Genomic DNA, 17879 nt, shown 5'->3' with positions numbered 1-17879 from the left:
AAAATGCTAAGAAATCAATCCAGCGTGAGGAGGGAGCAGAAATGAAAGCCATAAATCCGAATCATCCGCACCCAACAGGAGCAACTACCGATACCCTTTGGGGAAAGGATGTGATCTCGGCAGCTCCCAGGTTATCGTGGCCTGAGAATCCTGCTGAATGGGCACGCACGATCCGTGAGGCTCCCTACCGCTCCTACTTGTACTCTTATCCGCACAAAACGGCTTATCGAGCGTTTGATACACCGCTTTCATTGCGGGAGTTATGGGAGAAAGAGGAGCTGGAGAGCTACTTTTTGTATATGCATATTCCGTTCTGCGCGGCTCGCTGTGGATTTTGCAACCTATTCACCTTGCCGGACAAGCGGCTGGATGTACATAAGGAGTATGTGGATGCGCTTGAAAGACAAGCCCGGCAATGGGCGCCTATAATGGGCGGACGGCCTTTTTCGCGGTTTGCAATCGGGGGAGGTACACCGACTCTACTGGAGGCACCTTTGGTCGAACGCCTGTTTAACATTGCAGAAAATATAATGGGGCTAGACCCTAAGCGTGCTTCTATTTCGGTGGAAACCTCTCCCGATACGGTGACTGAGGATCGGCTGGAGGTGCTCAAGCGCCGTGGGACAGATCGTGTCAGTATGGGAATCCAGAGCTTTGTAGAATCAGAGAGTACAGCCATTTATCGACCTCAGAAGCCTAAGCTGGTGCGTGAAGCGCTTGCGCGGCTGGTGGAATATAATTTCCCTCTGCTCAACGTAGATCTGATCTATGGACTGCCTGGTCAAACGCTGGAAACCTGGCTATATTCTCTGGAAGAAGCTCTGTCTTACTCGCCGGGAGAGATTTTTCTTTATCCGCTATATATTCGAGAAAATACGATTTTGAAGCCGGGTTATACCGGGCTGGAGCATGATATTCGCCTAAGCTTGTATGAAGCGGCACGTGAAAGACTTAAGCAGGCAGGATATATACAATATTCCATGCGCCGTTTTGCTAAAAATGAGGGTGCGTCTGACAAGGAGCTTTTGCCATATAGCTGTCAGGAGGAAGGCATGGCTGGTTTGGGTTGTGGTGCTCGCTCTTATACGCGCAATGTACACTATGCGAGTCGGTACGGTGTTAGCGCGGCAGCGACTCGCAGTATTATCGCAGATTACGTTGCTGCGGAGCGTCATGATCTGGCAGACTACGGATTTATTTTAAATGCGGAAGAAAGCAAACGGCGTTTTATTCTAAAAGCGCTTCTCCATCGGGAAGGCTTGAACTTATCAGCCTACGCTGAGCGCTTTGGTGTATCTCTGTCTGATGATTTTACAGGAATGTCGTTGCTGCTGGAATCGGATATGGCGGTCGTTGAAGAGGGCATACTGCGACTCACGGAGGAAGGGATGGCCTATTCTGATGCGATTGGGGACTGGTTGATCTCCACGGCTGTACGTGAACGCATGGAAGGGTATGAAGGAGCATGAGAGCAACCCTTTATTATCGTGGTTCGTTGACCTCCTGCAACTATGCTTGTCCTTACTGTCCGTTCAGCAAAAACGTGGATAGTCGGGAGACGTTGGACAAGGATAGGGCCCAGTTGGAGCGTTTTGCCAATTGGGTGCGGGAGCAGGGGGCTTTGGGACATCGACTTTCCATTTTTTTTAATCCGTATGGAGAAGCCTTGATTCATTCCTGGTATCGCAGGACCATGATTGAATTTTCCCATATGGCGCATGTGGAAAAAGTGGCAGTACAGACGAATTTATCGGCTAAGCTGGATTGGGCGAAGGAACTGAATCCGGACACTGCTGCGCTGTGGGCTACATATCACCCTGGAGAGACAAAAGAGCAAGCCTTTATATCACAGGCTATGAAGTTATATGAACTTGGTATTTCCTTTAGTGTCGGTACAGTCGGATTGAGACAGGCATTTCCGGCTATTCGTTCCTTACGATCGCAACTTCCAAAGAATGTTTATATATGGATCAACGCCTACAAGGATCGACCCCATTATTATACGGATGCTGAGGTGGATGAATTGGCCGCAATCGACCCTTATTTTCAATGGAATTTGCAGGATTACAGCAGTCAGGGGCGAGCATGTCGTGCCGGAGAGGAAGTATTTTATGTTCAAGGCGATGGACGTGTAAAGCATTGCTATCAGGATCGACGTGTAATTGGGCATCTGTACAGGGATGGTTTGGAAGGTCTTAGCGCCAAACGCCCGTGTAGGATGAAAGAATGCGGCTGCTATATCGGCTATATCCATATGGAGGAGCAGCCTTTTCGGGAAATGTATGGTAGTGGCTTGCTCGAAAGGGTGCCGCGGGTGCAGGTAAGGTGAATTTGACTTCCCGATTTCAGATAAATACTGGAGTCCCAAGCTATAATAACGAAACGAAACGAGTACTAAAAAAAGAACCGATCCTTGCATTAAGCAAAGGTCGGTTCTTTTATTTTTATAACGTGCTTCATACGACTATTCTGTGTGATATACGTTTAGGTTTGGACAATAGCTGTAATTTCTTCATCCAGATCCAATCTTAATTGCTCGCGGTAAGCGCGAATATTGTATTCAGAATGCAGGTAACGGAGGATAGCCTCAATCATATTCGCCTCTACCAAATACTGACTGCGGCCCTGTACATGTACCTCAGCCGTATAGCCTGTGTCCTCTTCCCAGCTTAGTTCTACAACCACATCGGTGGGCTGAACGCCCTTGCGTTCAGCCATATGCAGACAAATCGCGTTAATAATTTCGTCCATACTCAAAATCATAGCTTAGTAACGGCCTCCACGAGAGTCATCAGGTCTGCGGCGATTTTTGACGGCTCGGTAGATACCTACACCAACCATGATCAGGACGTATATGGCAAGAACGTTGACGGCAAGGCCGAGCAAGCTGCCCAGTGCACCCATGTTGCCGAACAGTCCGCCAAAGAGCATGCCTGCCAAGCCACCCAGCATCATACCTTTGAGGAACCCGCCGCCACCGCCGAGGAATCCACCGGTTCTGCTTGTGTTGCCCGCAGCTGCACTGGATTTGGTTCCGCTATCAGACTTATTGATGCCGCTGCTGTCAGTCGCCTTGCTTGGTGTAGATTGATAAGATCTTGGTCCGGATTTAAATCCGCCACCTCGCCTTGCATCAGCTGTAGACGGTGCAATCATAGCAATCAACAATGTAAAAGCCATCATCAGCATCATCATATTTTTCAAAGTAAATGCCTTCTTCATGTAAATATAATCCCCCTCAGCAATTTGGTTTGTTATAGGTCAAACAACCGCTTACCCGTAATACGAAATGAATGGAAAAGGGTTTCAAAGAATTTGAACCTTTTAAAATTTAAAGATGACGATACCTAAATCCTATGCCTAGATTGACTAATGCATTCAGCCTTGCGATTTAAGCGCAAACGGATTGGTGTCCGGTCTGACGTCCCCGGCAAGCAGCATGCGCAAAACCAACTGGCACCATTCCAAGCCTGCTTTAGCGTTCATAAGCCCTTTTTGCACTAAAATGTAGTCACCGAAGTTCTTACTGCCAAAATGTAAATCTTCCGCGGGAATGCCCTCCAGTATATCCTCCAAATGCCGGATTTTCTGAATGAAATGGCGTTTGCGTTCCTCCAGCATGCGGTTGGCACTGCTTTTGTCCGTCAACCAAAGGCAGAACAGTCGAAGACTTAATTCATCCCGTGTAACCGGAGCGGCCACTGATTCCTGGGACCATTGCTGAAGCATATGGATTCCCTTGTCGGTAATGGTATACATTTTTTTATCAGGCTTGTCGGACTGTTGAATCCATCGGGAGGCTAGCAGTTCCTTGCTCTCCATGCGGGCCAGCAGCGGATAAATCTGGCTGTGCTTGGCCTGCCAAAAGGGCTGGATACGCAACATCAGATCATAACCGGAGGATTCCTCTCTGGCGAGAAGCCCCAACAGACCATACGATAGTAAATTCATCGATTCTTATCTCCTTCATCCATTATAGTAATGGTTGTAACAGCTGTGTGGCAGATATTCTGCTGCTTCATAAAAAGTGTACACTGAAACTGTATGGTTTGACAACTTTCACACAGACCGTCCATAGGGCAGCTCCAAATAGCTCAAACATTTGGCACGTATATATACTTTTTTTTATAAAAAAGGGTAGTTTAAGATCGTAAATACGATCTTAAACTACCTAGATAACATTCAGTCTTGGCTTTGCTGTTACCCCATTTTAGAGGGAAGGTTTACTGCTGATGACCGTCAACGACAAGCGTTAATTCTCCAGTGTCCGGATGAATGACCATTCCGTGAACAGGTGTATTGGGTGGGAGAAGAGGATGGTTTTTAATAAGCTTTACAGTACTTCCGACCCCTTCTTCAATATTGTCAAAACCTTTCAGCCATTTGTTCAGCTTGATTCCCGAATTTTCCAGCGTATTCAGCACTTCTTGCGAAATACCGCGATCCAGCATTTCATTGACCATATGGTCAGCGTTCAGCGCAGCCATACCGCATTCATAGTGTCCTATAACCAGAACCTCGTCCGCTTCAAGCTCATACAGGGCAACCAGTACGCTGCGCATTACACTTCCAAAAGGCTGGGAGATGATTGCACCCGCATTTTTGATAATTTTGACATCGCCGTTGCGCAGATTCATAGCTTTGGGCAGCAGCTCGGTGAGCCGAGTATCCATACACGTTATGATGACCATTCTTTTGTTAGGGAACCTGCCCGTACGATAGGCCTCGTATTCTTTGTTTTCTACGAAAACACGGTTGTACTCCAAAATCTCTTTGATGTGATCCACGGTTGTTCCCTCCGTATACAATTTATTTTTGGTTCATGATTGACGATAGACCAGCATGGAAGAAGCCTAATTCCGGTCCGCACAGGCCGTAAATCAGGCTTTACTCCTTCATTTATATGTACTGGCTGGCGTCTTTAAAGTGTGTACCAGAAGCTGGTCGTGCATGTTGTGTGTTGATTATACTTTTTAAAATCATTATCATCAAGTATAAGCTTTTTAAAGTTTTATCCATTTTTAGTTAAAGAGGTGACTCAATGATGGAGCAACAGACGTTGGATCAATTGACGGCATTAAAGGAGCTTTCCCACAAAATCAGTAGTTATGGCGAGGCTGTAGGGCTGCTGCACTGGGATTTGCGCACAGGTGCTCCACGTAAAGGTGTTGACATTCGTTCGGAAACGCTGGGTATGCTGTCCACTGAAATGTTCAAGCTGATGATTTCGGATGAAATGGGACAATTGCTGCAATTTTTTGCCGCAGAGGACAAGCTGGAGCAATTGGAGGACAATGATCGCAGATTGGTAGAGGAATGCCGTAAAAATTATGATCTGAATCGTTCAGTTCCGGCAGACCGTTACCGGGAATACAGCATTCTTGCTGCGCAGGCAGAGAGCAAATGGGAGGAAGCCAAGGAACATAGCGATTTTGCCGGATTCGAACCGTATCTGTCGAAAATCGTTGATATGAAGCGTGAATTCATCGGTTACTGGGGAATCAAGGACACGGAATATGATACGCTCTTGGATCAATATGAGCCGGATATGACAGTAGAGAAGCTGGATGCCGTGTTTGATCGGCTTAAAAAGCGTCTTGTACCGCTATTGTCCAAAATCCAGGCTTCACCCAACCAGCCAGATAAGAGCTTTCTGGACGGTGTGTTTGATGTCAAGCAGCAAGAGAAGTTCAGCCTGTTTATTTTGGGGCAGATGGGTTATGATTTTGACGCAGGTCGTTTGGATGAAAGTGTACATCCTTTTGCAACAGGATTAAACCCGGGTGATGTACGCATAACAACACATTATCTGCAAGATGATGTGACCAGTGCTATCTTTAGCTCATTGCATGAAGGCGGTCATGCGCTGTATGAGCAAAATATTGCCCCTGAGCTGGCAGGCTCGCTTCTGTCCGGAGGAACCTCCATGGGGATTCATGAATCCCAGTCCCGGTTGTGGGAAAATAAAATCGGACGCAGTCGCGCTTTCTGGGATCGATATTACGAAGACTTGCAAAAGCATTTTCCTGATCGCTTGGCGAAGGTTACGGCAGAGCAATTCTACCGGGCCGTTAACCGTGTGGAAAATTCATTAATTCGGATTGAAGCGGATGAGCTGACATATAATTTACATATCATTATCCGCTATGAAATTGAAAAGATGTTGTTTAATGAAAAGCTGGATGTGAAGCGCCTTCCAGAGGTGTGGAATGCGAAATATAAGGAGTATCTGGGGCTTCTCCCACCCAATGACGGGCTGGGCGTACTTCAGGACGTTCATTGGTCCGGCGGTGATTTCGGCTATTTTGCCTCTTACTCGCTTGGCAATATGTATGCGGCGCAAATTTTGGCGACGTTGCGTAAGGAACTGCCAAACCTGGATGAACTGGTTGCTGCTGGAGAGCTTGAGCCGATCAAGCAATGGCTGACCGAACGGATATACCGTTATGGCAAGAGCCGGACGCCGTCTGAGCTGATCGTAGCCATTACGGGTGAGGATCTGAACCCGGATTATCTTGCCGACTATCTGGAAGAAAAATATACATCCATATACGAGCTCTAATGTGATCCGATATGCATCTACCCCGTGTTCCTGGGCGAACGCGGGGTTTTTGTATGCGATTAACCATTATATAGACAGTTGCATAACAATATATGAAATCAACGATGTAAAAGGTGGGGAGGGAACAAGGATGAAAACCGGCGCTCGTTGCAAAGCTGTGGTGGCTGCGGCACTGCTCGGATTGCTGCTGCTCAGCGGGTGCGCACCCAAGGGGGAGCAGACGATTGAGATTAGACTGGGTGAGGTAGCCCGCACGGTCTTTTATGCGCCGCAGTATGTAGCCTTGAGTCAGGGGATGTTTGCTCAGGAGGGACTGGATGTCCAATTAGCGACCATTCCAGGTGGGGATAAGGCGATGACGGCGCTGCTGTCCAATCAGGCCGATATCGCGCTGATCGGCGCGGAAACATCCATTTATGTGTATCAGCAAGGGGCAGAGGACCCCGTTATTAACTTTGCCCAACTGACACAGAAGGACGGGACGTTTTTGTTTGCTCGTCAAACGCAGGGTAGCTTTAACTGGGAAAAGCTGAGAAAACAAAATTTTCTGGGGCAACGCAAGGGCGGAATGCCACAAATGTCGCTGGAATTTACGCTGCGCAAGCACGGCATTGATCCTCATCAGGATCTGAAGCTGATTCAAAATATTGATTTTGCCAACGTGGCTACTGCATTTGGCTCTGGTACAGGGGATTATGTGCAGTTGTTTGAGCCACAGGCATCTATTTTTGAAAAGGAAGGCCGTGGGCGGGTAGTTGCCTCTATCGGTGTGGAGAGTGGTGAACTGCCGTATACGGTATATATGGCTAAACAAAGCTATCTGAACACAAATGCCGAGACCGCGCAAAAATTTACAAACGCTGTATACCGGGCACAGCAGTGGATTGCTACACATTCACCTGGACAGATTGCCGAGGCGATTACCCCCTATTTCAAGGATACAGAATTGGCGGTTCTGACGAGCAGTATCAAGCGTTACAAGGAACAAGGTACCTATGCTTTGAACCCAATCATTGAGGAAAAGGAATGGAAGAATCTACAGGATGTCATGGCCTCGGCGGGAGAGTTGAAAAGTCCCGTTGCACTCGATAAGCTGGTGAATTCGAGCTTTGCACGGCAGGCAATTGAAAACAACGGTTCGTCTGCGAAAGTGAGCACGACCGAAGCTGCGGATGCAGATGCCGACACTGGAGGTTCGCCATGATCGGGGACCGAAGTACTCCTCCTTCGAGTGTAACAATTCCGATGGTGAGGCTGGAGCAAGTAACACATGTGTATGTAACGGATCGAGAAGCTTCGCTGGCGGTTGAGCATATCGATTTTTCCGTAGCGACAGGGGAGTTCGTCAGTTTGGTCGGTCCGAGCGGTTGTGGCAAAACGACGATTCTGTCCATGATCGCCGGGCTGCTTCGTCCAGCAGCAGGCCAGGTGCTGCTGCAAGGACAGCCGGTAAGCGGCCCGAGCCAAGAGGTCGGCTATATGCTGCAGCAGGACTATCTGTTTCCGTGGCGGACGATTATGGATAACGCCTTGTTGGGTTTGGAGCTGGGCAAGAGGGTTGATGAGGCTTCGCGCGAGCGGACACAGCTGCTGCTGAAGAGCATGGGCCTGGAAGGTAAGGAGCATCTGCATCCGTCTCAGCTGTCTGGAGGAATGCGTCAGCGTGTGGCGCTGGTGAGAACGCTGGCGACCAATCCAGGACTCCTGCTGCTGGATGAGCCGTTTTCTGCGTTGGATTATCAGACCAAGCTGGAGCTGGAAGACCTGATTGCCGAAACCTTGCGTGAGCGGAGAAAGACGGCTATTTTGGTTACACACGATTTGGCTGAGGCGATTGCGGTCAGCGACCGAATTATTGTGCTGGGCCGCAACCCAGGCCACATTCGGCGTACTTTCGAAATTCCGCAATCCATTCGAGAAGCTCAACCTTTTTATGCACGCGAGCAGCCGGGCTTTAATGAGCTTTTTCATGAAATATGGGGTGAACTGGAGGCTTCGGGAGCAAAGGAGTGAGTTAAACCATGAGGGATGAAGCGGATCGGCTTGATGAGCGGCGCTGGATTCAAGAACTGCATCATGAGTATCGGCGTGGCAGACGTTCGCAGCGGCGACTGGTGACAGGTGTACAGACAGCTATTTTATTGTTTTTATTTGTACTATGGGAAATCGCGGGCCGGATGAAGTGGATTGATGTACTGTTGTTCAGCTACCCAAGCAAAATCTTCTCTCAGATTGGCAAGGATGCGGTCAGCGGTGAACTATGGGGGCATGTCGGTGTTACGGTGGGAGAGACCATGGCAGGTTTTTTACTCGGAACGCTGTTAGGCACACTGCTGGCTGTGCTTATTTGGTGGTCACCTTTTTTGTCAAAGGTACTGGACCCCTATATGGTTGTGTTCAATAGTATGCCCAAGGTGGCGCTGGGACCGATTTTTATCGTCATGTTTGGGGCGGGATTTACGGCGATCCTCATGACGACTCTTTCCATTACCGTCATAATTACAACCTTGGTCGTGTATAACAGCTTTCAGGAAGTCGATTCGAATTTGATCAAAGTCGTTCGTACGTTTGGGGGATCGCGGCGCGATACGTTCCAAAAGGTGATTTTACCTGCATCCTTCCCCGCTATCGTCTCTACGCTGAAAGTGAATGTCGGTATGGCATGGGTTGGTGTGATTGTTGGTGAATTTCTGGTCGCCAAAAACGGGCTGGGCTATTTGATCATTTATGGTTTTCAGGTATTCAATTTTACGCTCGTGATGTCCAGTCTACTGATCATTGCCATCGTAGCTACACTGATGTATCAGGCGGTTGTATATGTGGAGCATCGTCTGTTGTCCGGTCGTCCTCACCGGTAAAATAAAATTTCTGAACATTTGTGTAAAACGTGAAAATAAAGTACCATGAAAATGAAAATACTAAAATTTTATGAAAACAGATTTCAACTAGAGAGGACAGAATTTTTTCATGGGCTTTCGTACAATTAAAACGGCTATTGCCGCATTAATGGCAGTACTCATTGCGGATGGTTTTGGCATTCATGGAGCTACATCGGCAGGTCTTTTGGCTATTTTGGGGGTGGATGTCACACGCAAGAGAAGCCTCCGTACCATTTCGGCGAGATTTTTTGCATCCGTTGTGGGGCTTCTTTTTGCTTGTGTTTTATTTGTTGTTTTCGGATTCCATGATTGGGTTCTGGCATTATATATTTTGACGGCGTTCCCGGTCATTGTACGAGTAGGTTTTAAGGAAGGTATTGTCACGGGATCAGTTGTCGTTTTCCGTGTATTCAGCGGCGGTGTGATTGATATGGAGGTGCTTCTGACCCAACTGGCCTTGCTGGTAATAGGACTGGGCTCAGCCATGGTCGTCAATTTGGCCTATATGCCGCGTTCAGATAACACGATGCAGCAAATTCGGCAGGAGGTTGATCGGAAGTTTTCCGTGATATTCACAAATATGGCCAATACGCTGCGCAATCCGGCATACATATGGGATGGCAAGGAAGTTATTGAAGCGAACAGCGTCATCGCCAAAGGGGTAACTGAGGCGGGGCGTTCATTGGAAAATCAGATGCTTCGTCCCCAAGAGGGCTGGAATGTGTATTTTTATATGCGCAGGGAGCAGCTGGATTCGATTCAGAACATGATGCAGCTGATCGCGCAAATGTATCAGCACATGCCGCAGGCCAAGCTTTTGGCCGAGCTGTTCGACCAGCTTAGCCATGACGTTTTGGCCGGTCATTATACGGGGCAGACTGAGAAGCTGCTGCAACAGGTTCGTGGGGAATTTAAAGAAATGGAGCTTCCCGCGACACGGGAGGAGTTCGAGATTCGTTCGGCACTATTGCAGCTCACGCATGAGCTGGATCAGTATTTGAAAATCGCCAAAAAGGACAAGGCCCCTACTCCGGTGAAAAATTAGAGTAAAGGCCTTGAACGGCTACTGTCTAATGATGGACAGTGGCCTTTTCTTGTTCAGTAATGGCAGAGGCTGTAATCGACAGGGTGCGTTTGCGCCGAATACGTCCTGTGATCCATAAGGCCATGCTGATCAGGCAAGGGTACAGCATGGCCCACCCGACAAAGGGAAAAACAACCGCTGTTGAGATGAATGACACTGAGCTGATGGCGACACCCCAGCGACTGCCCCGTAGAAGCTTAATTCCCGCTGCACAGCCACCTAGGTAGGTCAGAATGAAGGTAGCATTCGGGAACTGGATGAGGCTGGTAAGTGAAATGGCGCCACTACTGTACAGTGACATAATGATCACGAAGCAAACGGTAAGAAAAGCGATGCCCCCGATAGGGGTATGGAAACGTCGGGATAACATGCCCATCCAGCGGAAGGCGTGTCCTTGCCGGGATAAAGCAAACGCAACGCGTGATGCGGCACCAGCATAAGCGATAATAGTAGCCGTACAAATAAAGATACCTGTCAAGCCCGCGATTACCGCGCCCCATGGACCGATAGCCCGGCTGATCACCCATACAAGGGAAGCATCTGAGCCTCCGGCAAGATAGCTTTGTGTCCCGACTGTAGCCAGTGCGGTCAGAAAATAAAACAGCCCGACGATAACGGCTGCAATGGTTACACCTTTAACAGCGGCCCGCTGGGGATTGGCGAATTCCTCTGACATATGGGAGACGGCCTCCCAGCCGATGAAGCACCAGAACAAAATCGCGGCCGCCTGACCGACAGGGAGCCAGCCATGAGGAGCGAAGGGTATGAAGTGTACGGTTTTCATTTGTGGAAGTGCTGCGGCAATGGCGAATATCAGGACAGCTACGATAGCAATGACGACAGCAATCTGAATGCGTCCGGCGACCTTCATGCCGATCCAGTTGATCACCAGCCCCACAGTCAGCATGGCAGTGGCCAGCAAAATGCGGCTTTCCTCTCCCCAGCCCATGGCAGCGGTCATATAGCCAGCTCCGGTGAGCGCGGCAACTGGTGCCCCAATCGGAACGGACATGAGAAAAAACCATCCAATATAGGCACCGGCACGTGGTGAAAAGGCCAGCGTGACAAAATGCGATACCCCTCCTGCATTCGGGAATTTGGCGGATAGAAGACCCATAGACAGTGCCATAGGCAGGATGAGCAGGGTCATAAAGCCCCATGCCAGCAGTGATGCCGGCCCCGCCATTTGGGCGGCAAGACCGGGTACAATCAATATCCCCGAACCCAGCACAGCTCCGATATAGAGCGCAATGGCCTGCGGAAGACCAATGGTGGATTGCAGTTTGTGTTCATTTGACATGCAAAAAAATCCTTCTTTCTCTTGTCATTTCCTTCAGCTTATCAGATAATCAATCTATCGGAAAAACGGAATATAATGATAGATTGCATCGGAAAAATCGATTGAAGGAGCGGATTATGGAATCGCGCCATTTGTTTACGTTTTTAAATGTAGTTGAAGCCGGCAGTTTTACACGAGCGGCGCGTATATTGGATTATGCACAGTCAAGTATCACTGCTCAAATCCAAACGCTGGAAACCGAGCTGGGTACGCCACTGTTTGACCGTATTGGCAAGAAAATCATGCTGACGGATGCTGGACGGCGTCTGTTGCCCTATGCGCAGGAGATTTCCAAGATGCATGCCATGGCCAAGGATGCGCTTTGTTCAGAAACGGAGCTAACGGGCACGCTGAAAATCGGAGCGCCAGAGTCGCTGGCTGCTTTTCGGTTACCGGGCCTGATTCGTGAGTACAGGGAGAGATATTCGAGGGTTAAAATCGTACTTAAACCCGGCGAATGCTGGGAATTACGCGACATGGTCCGCTCCGGCGAGCTGGATTTGGCTTTTTTGCTTCAGCCTGAGACGGAGGACAGGGAGCTGCATGTAACTACCCTCATCCACGAGCCGATGGCATTGGTCGCGCCACTTAAGCATTCGCTGGCTACTTATACAAGGGTAGAGCCTGGCGATTTGAAGGATGAAACCATTTTACATACGGAGTCTGGCTGTACGTACCGTATTCTTTTTGAGCAGTATTTGAATAGACACGGTATTTTTGCGGATCCGAGTCTGGAGTTTTGGAGCATTGAAGCCATCAAGCAGTGTGTCATGGCAGGCTTGGGGATTGCGCTGCTTCCGCTCGTTACGGTACAAAATGAGCTGCGTGAAGGTAAAATGGCACGCTTGGCGTGGGATGACAGTGAGCAACAGGTGGCTACCCAGGTCGCTTATCACACGAAAAAGTGGAAATCCCCGGCTCTCAGCGAATTTTTACAGATCGTAGAGCAGCATGTAGCACATTGGCGTGCATGAGTTCAAGCCATCGCGGCATAAGCTTATACAAATAATATTTTTTCCTTTTCGCCTATTCACTCAACATTCGCCCACAACCTGCATACATATGTATGGAATGATTGATTGTATGGAGGAGGTTCAAGAATGGCATTGAGTCATAAAAATCGTAGAGAGATTATTACTAAAGCGATCTGTGGAAAAGGTCGCAGATTCTCTACCGTAACCCATACCGTAACTCCGCCCAATAATCCGACCAGCATTTTGGGGGCATGGATTATTAACCACCAGTATGAAGCTGTGGCGGCTGGGGACGGCATTGAGGTCGTCGGGACGTATGACATCAATATTTGGTACTCATACGATAGAAACTCGCAGACCGATGTGGCTAAGGAAACGGTGTCGTACGTGGAAAATGTGCCGCTTTCGTATCTTGATCCGAAGCATCGGGCTTCAACAGTGGAAGTATCCGCCGAAGCTACACAGGAGCCGAGCTGTGTTGAGGCCAGTGTATCTTCCGGGGGCGGCAGCGTAATGATCCGGGTCGAGCGGGAATTTGCGGTGGAGCTGGTGGCGGAAACGAAGATTGTTGTGGAAGTATTCCCGAATGGCAGCAGTGATGATTTTGAGAAGGATTATGATTTTGGAGCGGAAGAAGGGGACTATGAGGAGCTCGACCCCGACCTCATTGACGACGAGCTCTGACGGAGGTAAACAAAAAGAGGGCCGCTTTACTCTTTGCGCCGGCTGAATCTGCGCAGGGGGCAAAGGCCCTCCTTTTTGTTGTTGTGCAGACATAATACATACGTAAGCCATATATGAGCCGTAGGGAGGGAGCACGATGCAGCAGCCGGGGCAGGCGCTCAGACGCTTTAGACAAATGCCGAATGATGAAAAAAAGGGTAGATTGGAGCGTTCGGGAATTTCGGTTCGTTGGCTGGATGGCAGCACAGCAGATTTTACAATAGGCTATGCAGTGCAGATCCATCAGTTGCAGGTGCTGGAAATTCGAAGACGTACCATTGAAGGACGTTCCGAAGTCCACGCATATGATCCGTCTGCGCTAGATCGTAATTCACAGCTACACATTCGGATGGAGCGACTGGCAGTGCGTGCGCTGTACACGCTTGGTTTGGACAGCGGCGAGGTGGTGCTGACGCTGCTGGGGGAGCGCAGCTGTCAGGTGCGTGATGTTACGGCACAGCCATGGCTGAACGATAAACGGTTGGATGCGCTTTATGAAGCTGCAGCGCGTGAAGAAAAGGTTCAGGAGGAGGGCTTTCTAGCAGAAAGCGGGACAAATCGACTGCTGATCGGCATGGACCCCGAATTTTTGCTGGTCCGAATGCCAGAGGGGCGGATTGTTCCGGCCTCAAGGTATTTGAGCCGTACTGGCGTGGCAGGTTGCGATGCCGTATCACGCCGAGGACGGACGCTATATCCAGTGGCTGAACTTCGTCCTGCCCCGAGTGGCGATCCGACTCTTCTGCTGAAGCATCTGCGTCAAGCTTTTGCAACAGCAGCCAGGCGCATTGCCGACCGAACGCTCATCTGGCAGGCAGGGGGGATGCCACAACCGGGCTTTCCGCTCGGCGGACATCTGCATTTCAGCGGAGTTCCGCTGAACGGGGCGCTGTTGCGGACGCTGGATAACTATTTGGCATTGCCTTTGGCGCTGCTGGAAGACAAGCGTGCAACCCGTCGCAGGCCTCATTATGGCAATTTGGGCGATTTTCGCCGTCAATCGTATGGGGGGTTTGAATATCGAACCTTGCCCAGCTTTCTTGTTTCACCTCAGCTGGCAAAAGGCGTGATAGGAATGGCTTTTCTCATCGCATCTCAATATCCGCGTCTGCAGCGTAAACCGCTGGGGGAGGAGGAGGCTCATCGAGCCTTTTATGAAGGAAACCAGATTTTACTTAAAGAGTATATGGAGCCTCTTATTCCCGATATCGTTTCACTAGAGGTATATCCGCAATATGAAGCTTATATCGAGCCTTTGCTGGATAGCCTCCGCAAGGGAAAGCAATGGGATGAGTCGCGGGATCTGCGCCCATTTTGGAAGCTTTCATAAAAGTAGCCGACGACGACCGGGATGCTTTCATGTTATCGACTGTCATTTTTGCTATAATGAAAGTTATTACTCGTTTAGACGGAACAAAGTGTGGGGGTTAGCAAACGATGTCCAAATATACACCGATGATTGAGCAATATTTATCTATAAAAGAGCAGGCCAAAGATGCATTTTTGTTTTTCCGCCTGGGAGATTTTTACGAGATGTTTTTTGATGATGCCATTCTTGCATCGAAAGAGCTGGAAATTACACTTACCGGCCGTGAGGGTGGCGCCGCGGAAAAAATTCCGATGTGCGGCGTGCCTTATCATTCGGCGGAAAATTACATACAGCGCCTTATTGAGAAGGGCTACAAGGTAGCCATCTGTGAACAAATGGAGGAAGCCTCAGCTACAAAGGGGATGGTGCGGCGGGATATCGTCCGCGTTGTGACTCCGGGTACAGTAATGGAAGGCAAGGCACTGGGCGACAAGTCCAACAACTACATGGTATGTGTTACGGAGACGGACGGGATGCTGGCATTGGCAGCGTGCGACTTGTCAACAGGTGAGCTGTATGTAACCTCCGTGCCGGATTCAAAAGAATGGTTACTGGATGAAATTAACATTTACGAGCCGTCCGAGATGTTAGGGGATGGTCACCTGCTCGATTTCGTGACGTCCCGTCTGTCACCCGTTGGACGGCGAGTTGTCTATACGGCTTGGGACAAATCCAAGGACGATCTTGTGCGGGACCAATTCGGCGAAGCCACGTGGGCAAGGCTTACGGAAGAACGCAGACAGTGTGTATCACGTCTGATTGCTTATTTGAATGAAACGCAAAAAAGATCGTTAGGCCAATTGACCCAAATCTCAGTGTATGAGCCGAATCACTTTATGATCCTGGATCCATTTACCCGTCGCAACCTGGAGCTGGTGGAGACGGTCCGCGAGCGCTCCAAGAAAGGCTCGCTGCTGTGGCTGCTGGATCGGACGGAGACATCAATGGGAGCGCGTCTGCTGCGCCGTTGGATCGACAAGCCGCTGCTGAACAGCCATATGATCGAGGAACGGCTGGAGGCGGTGGACAAGCTATACCACCAGTTCATTTTCCGTGAGGATGTGCGTGATCAGCTCAAAGAGATTTACGATCTGGAGCGCTTGGTTGGACGTATTGCCTTTGGTAGTGCTAATGCACGCGATCTGGTCGCGCTTAAGCTGTCGCTGGCCCGGATTCCGGCATTGCGCGAGCTGTGCGCTGAATCGCCCTCACAGACGCTGAGAAGGATAGCGCAAACGCTGGATAGCTGTACAGATCTATGTGCGTTGATTGAGGAGGCGGTCGCGGATGAGCCGCCAATCTCCGTGAGGGACGGTGGAATCATTAAGGAAGGCTACCATCAGCGTCTGGATGAGCTGCGTGAGGCGAGTGTGAATGGCAAGCGCTGGATCGCCGAACTGGAGGCCAAGGAACGTGCAGCAACTGGCATCCGGTCGCTCAAGATCGGATACAACAAAGTGTTCGGTTATTATATCGAGGTGACCAAATCCAATTTGGCTTCATTACCGGAAGGTCGGTATGAACGCAAACAGACGCTGGCGAATGCGGAACGATATATTACACCAGAGCTGAAGGAAAAGGAATCATTGATTTTGGAAGCCGAGGATAAAATGGTCGACCTGGAGTACACGCTTTTCTCCGAGCTTCGCAGTAAGCTGAACGCGGAAATCCCCCGTCTGCAAAAGCTGGCAGAGCAGGTAGCTGAAATTGACGTATATCAGTCGATGGCATCCGTGAGCGCGGAGCGCGGCTTCGTGAAACCTGAGCTGACAACGGGTTACGATTTCGTGGTTGAGCAGGGACGGCATCCCGTCGTGGAGGCTGTAATGAAGGATGGCAGTTTTATTGCCAACGGTACCGCACTGGAGGAAGCGGATGCCCATATTTTACTGATCACCGGTCCGAACATGGCTGGTAAAAGTACGTATATGCGTCAGGTCGCACTTATTGCAATTATGGCTCAAATTGGTTGCTTCGTCCCGGCTGCACATGCTAAAGTGCCGATGCTGGATCGTATTTTCACACGTATCGGCGCAGCGGATGATCTCATCGGCGGGCAAAGTACGTTTATGGTGGAAATGGCTGATATCCAAGTGATGACGGAGAAGGCCACTCCACGAAGCTTGATCATCATTGATGAACTTGGACGCGGTACGTCCACCAGTGAGGGGATGGCGATTGCACAGGCGGTCATCGAATTTGTCCATGACACCATTGGCTGTAAAGCGCTGGTGTCTACGCATTTTCATGAGCTGGCTCATTTGGAGCAAAGTCTGTCTTCGCTGCGGAATTACTCCATGGCCGTACAGGAAAGCGGCGACAAGGTGAACTTCCTGCGTAAGCTCATACAGGGAGCAGCTAGCAGCAGCTACGGCATTTATTGTGCCCGGCTGGCAGGTTTGCCAAGTAACATTATTGAGCGTGCAAATGGGTTGTTGCATGGCTTTGAGCAAGCTGCAGCTCAAGTAACGGCGGGCACTGAGACCATAGCGGGAGCGAAGGATGGTACAGCTCATCGTACACTCGCTGGGACAGAGGCTGTTTCGTCTGTGAACAGGGACAATGCAGCCCAGACTTTGCGTGAAAAGGGAGCGGTTGTATCACAGACTGAGTCTCTATCGCAGCAGGCCACCCTTGTAAAAGAGGATACTGCGCAGGCTACGGAAGATTTCAGCGCATTAGAGCAGGGAGCAAACGGAGTGATACAGCTGTCTATTTTCGGAGAGCAGGAGCTTGCCCCGGTTAAGTCGCAGTCAGATACGGCTGAGACTAATCCGGTTGTGCGCCAAATTTTACGCAAGGTGAAAAATGCTGATGTCATGAACATGACTCCCTTGCAGGCGATGCAGCTGTTAAATGACTTGAAAAACAAGGCCAACGGCCTGTAGTAAAAAAATTGAGCAGTTTAAATTTTTTTCATCACACTTTAAAGTCAGGAGGAGTTCAGAG

Annotated in this window: 16 protein-coding genes; 11 read left to right on the top strand and 5 right to left on the bottom strand. The window is 49.6% G+C overall.

The features are described 5' to 3' along the window. The first annotated feature begins 41 nt into the window (after positions 1-41). Both GCU48_RS25775 and GCU48_RS25770 read left to right on the top strand, forming a co-directional pair. On the top strand, positions 42-1469 hold the full coding sequence (locus GCU48_RS25775; protein WP_152381942.1) for an STM4012 family radical SAM protein: 1428 nt from the start codon (positions 42-44) through the stop codon (positions 1467-1469). Continuing rightward, positions 1466-2329, top strand: coding sequence for an STM4011 family radical SAM protein (locus tag GCU48_RS25770; protein WP_152381941.1), 864 nt, complete (start codon positions 1466-1468; stop codon positions 2327-2329). Before GCU48_RS25775 ends, GCU48_RS25770 begins: the two co-directional genes overlap by 4 nt. Positions 2330-2484: 155 nt before the next feature. Here GCU48_RS25770 and GCU48_RS25765 read toward each other — a convergent pair whose 3' ends face one another. From GCU48_RS25765 to GCU48_RS25750, 4 genes are all read right to left on the bottom strand, one after another. Continuing rightward, positions 2485-2763: a YxcD family protein gene (locus GCU48_RS25765; protein WP_152381940.1), complete on the bottom strand. Its 279-nt coding sequence runs from the start codon at positions 2761-2763 to the stop codon at positions 2485-2487. Between the two features lie 3 nt (positions 2764-2766). Then, on the bottom strand, positions 2767-3222 hold the full coding sequence (locus tag GCU48_RS25760) for a hypothetical protein (protein ID WP_025718166.1): 456 nt from the start codon (positions 3220-3222) through the stop codon (positions 2767-2769). Positions 3223-3378: 156 nt separating this feature from the next. Continuing rightward, positions 3379-3951: a PadR family transcriptional regulator gene (locus tag GCU48_RS25755; protein ID WP_152381939.1), complete on the bottom strand. Its 573-nt coding sequence runs from the start codon at positions 3949-3951 to the stop codon at positions 3379-3381. Positions 3952-4223: 272 nt separating this feature from the next. After that, the gene (locus tag GCU48_RS25750) at positions 4224-4787 is read right to left on the bottom strand and encodes a beta-class carbonic anhydrase (RefSeq protein WP_025718170.1); all 564 of its coding nucleotides are present in this window, start codon (positions 4785-4787) and stop codon (positions 4224-4226) included. A gap of 257 nt (positions 4788-5044) precedes the next feature. Between GCU48_RS25750 and GCU48_RS25745 the strand changes: the two genes are divergently transcribed. From GCU48_RS25745 to GCU48_RS25725, 5 genes are all read left to right on the top strand, one after another. Continuing rightward, positions 5045-6562, top strand: coding sequence for a carboxypeptidase M32 (locus GCU48_RS25745; RefSeq protein ID WP_152382269.1), 1518 nt, complete (start codon positions 5045-5047; stop codon positions 6560-6562). 130 nt (positions 6563-6692) lie between these two features. Beyond that, positions 6693-7766, top strand: a complete 1074-nt coding sequence (locus GCU48_RS25740; protein WP_152381938.1) for an ABC transporter substrate-binding protein — start codon at positions 6693-6695, stop codon at positions 7764-7766. Further along, a complete protein-coding gene (locus GCU48_RS25735) occupies positions 7763-8575 on the top strand; it encodes an ABC transporter ATP-binding protein (RefSeq protein ID WP_152381937.1) in 813 nt (270 codons plus the stop codon). The genes GCU48_RS25740 and GCU48_RS25735 overlap by 4 nt, the downstream gene beginning before the upstream one ends. 8 nt (positions 8576-8583) lie before the next feature. Next, a complete protein-coding gene (locus GCU48_RS25730; RefSeq protein ID WP_025718178.1) occupies positions 8584-9420 on the top strand; it encodes an ABC transporter permease in 837 nt (278 codons plus the stop codon). Between the two features lie 109 nt (positions 9421-9529). Beyond that, positions 9530-10486, top strand: a complete 957-nt coding sequence (locus GCU48_RS25725; RefSeq protein WP_152381936.1) for an aromatic acid exporter family protein — start codon at positions 9530-9532, stop codon at positions 10484-10486. A gap of 25 nt (positions 10487-10511) precedes the next feature. Here GCU48_RS25725 and GCU48_RS25720 read toward each other — a convergent pair whose 3' ends face one another. Then, on the bottom strand, positions 10512-11825 hold the full coding sequence (locus GCU48_RS25720) for an amino acid permease (RefSeq protein ID WP_152381935.1): 1314 nt from the start codon (positions 11823-11825) through the stop codon (positions 10512-10514). 116 nt (positions 11826-11941) lie between these two features. Here GCU48_RS25720 and GCU48_RS25715 point away from each other — a divergent pair, with 116 nt between their 5' ends. The 4 genes from GCU48_RS25715 (at position 11942) to mutS (ending at position 17818) form a co-directional block, all read left to right on the top strand. Next, positions 11942-12838 (top strand): LysR family transcriptional regulator, encoded by an 897-nt coding sequence (locus GCU48_RS25715; RefSeq protein WP_152381934.1) that lies wholly within the window; start codon positions 11942-11944, stop codon positions 12836-12838. 126 nt (positions 12839-12964) lie between these two features. Further along, entirely contained in the window at positions 12965-13522 is a 558-nt protein-coding gene (locus GCU48_RS25710) for an outer spore coat protein CotE (RefSeq protein ID WP_025718186.1), read from the top strand. A gap of 136 nt (positions 13523-13658) precedes the next feature. Then, entirely contained in the window at positions 13659-14891 is a 1233-nt protein-coding gene (locus tag GCU48_RS25705) for a putative amidoligase domain-containing protein (RefSeq protein ID WP_152381933.1), read from the top strand. Between the two features lie 107 nt (positions 14892-14998). Continuing rightward, on the top strand, positions 14999-17818 hold the full coding sequence (mutS, locus tag GCU48_RS25700; RefSeq protein WP_152381932.1) for a DNA mismatch repair protein MutS: 2820 nt from the start codon (positions 14999-15001) through the stop codon (positions 17816-17818). Positions 17819-17879: the final 61 nt, after the last annotated feature.

This window comes from Paenibacillus brasilensis, from assembly GCF_009363115.1.
Taxonomy (GTDB): Bacteria; Bacillota; Bacilli; order Paenibacillales; family Paenibacillaceae; genus Paenibacillus; species Paenibacillus brasilensis.
This window is presented reverse-complemented; position numbering and strand designations above follow the sequence as displayed.

What these genes read in the sequence shown, in the direction of transcription:
- GCU48_RS25715 (WP_152381934.1), top strand. Translation starts at nt 11,942, where the DNA reads ATGGAATCGCGCCATTTGTTTACGTTTTTAAATGTAGTTGAAGCCGGC.
- GCU48_RS25730 (WP_025718178.1), top strand. Translation starts at nt 8,584, where the DNA reads ATGAGGGATGAAGCGGATCGGCTTGATGAGCGGCGCTGGATTCAAGAA.
- GCU48_RS25765 (WP_152381940.1), bottom strand. Translation starts at nt 2,763, where the DNA reads ATGATTTTGAGTATGGACGAAATTATTAACGCGATTTGTCTGCATATG.
- GCU48_RS25705 (WP_152381933.1), top strand. Translation starts at nt 13,659, where the DNA reads ATGCAGCAGCCGGGGCAGGCGCTCAGACGCTTTAGACAAATGCCGAAT.
- GCU48_RS25760 (WP_025718166.1), bottom strand. Translation starts at nt 3,222, where the DNA reads ATGAAGAAGGCATTTACTTTGAAAAATATGATGATGCTGATGATGGCT.
- GCU48_RS25775 (WP_152381942.1), top strand. Translation starts at nt 42, where the DNA reads ATGAAAGCCATAAATCCGAATCATCCGCACCCAACAGGAGCAACTACC.
- GCU48_RS25735 (WP_152381937.1), top strand. Translation starts at nt 7,763, where the DNA reads ATGATCGGGGACCGAAGTACTCCTCCTTCGAGTGTAACAATTCCGATG.
- GCU48_RS25740 (WP_152381938.1), top strand. Translation starts at nt 6,693, where the DNA reads ATGAAAACCGGCGCTCGTTGCAAAGCTGTGGTGGCTGCGGCACTGCTC.
- GCU48_RS25725 (WP_152381936.1), top strand. Translation starts at nt 9,530, where the DNA reads ATGGGCTTTCGTACAATTAAAACGGCTATTGCCGCATTAATGGCAGTA.
- GCU48_RS25710 (WP_025718186.1), top strand. Translation starts at nt 12,965, where the DNA reads ATGGCATTGAGTCATAAAAATCGTAGAGAGATTATTACTAAAGCGATC.
- GCU48_RS25770 (WP_152381941.1), top strand. Translation starts at nt 1,466, where the DNA reads ATGAGAGCAACCCTTTATTATCGTGGTTCGTTGACCTCCTGCAACTAT.
- GCU48_RS25755 (WP_152381939.1), bottom strand. Translation starts at nt 3,951, where the DNA reads ATGAATTTACTATCGTATGGTCTGTTGGGGCTTCTCGCCAGAGAGGAA.
- mutS (WP_152381932.1), top strand. Translation starts at nt 14,999, where the DNA reads ATGTCCAAATATACACCGATGATTGAGCAATATTTATCTATAAAAGAG.
- GCU48_RS25720 (WP_152381935.1), bottom strand. Translation starts at nt 11,825, where the DNA reads ATGTCAAATGAACACAAACTGCAATCCACCATTGGTCTTCCGCAGGCC.
- GCU48_RS25745 (WP_152382269.1), top strand. Translation starts at nt 5,045, where the DNA reads ATGGAGCAACAGACGTTGGATCAATTGACGGCATTAAAGGAGCTTTCC.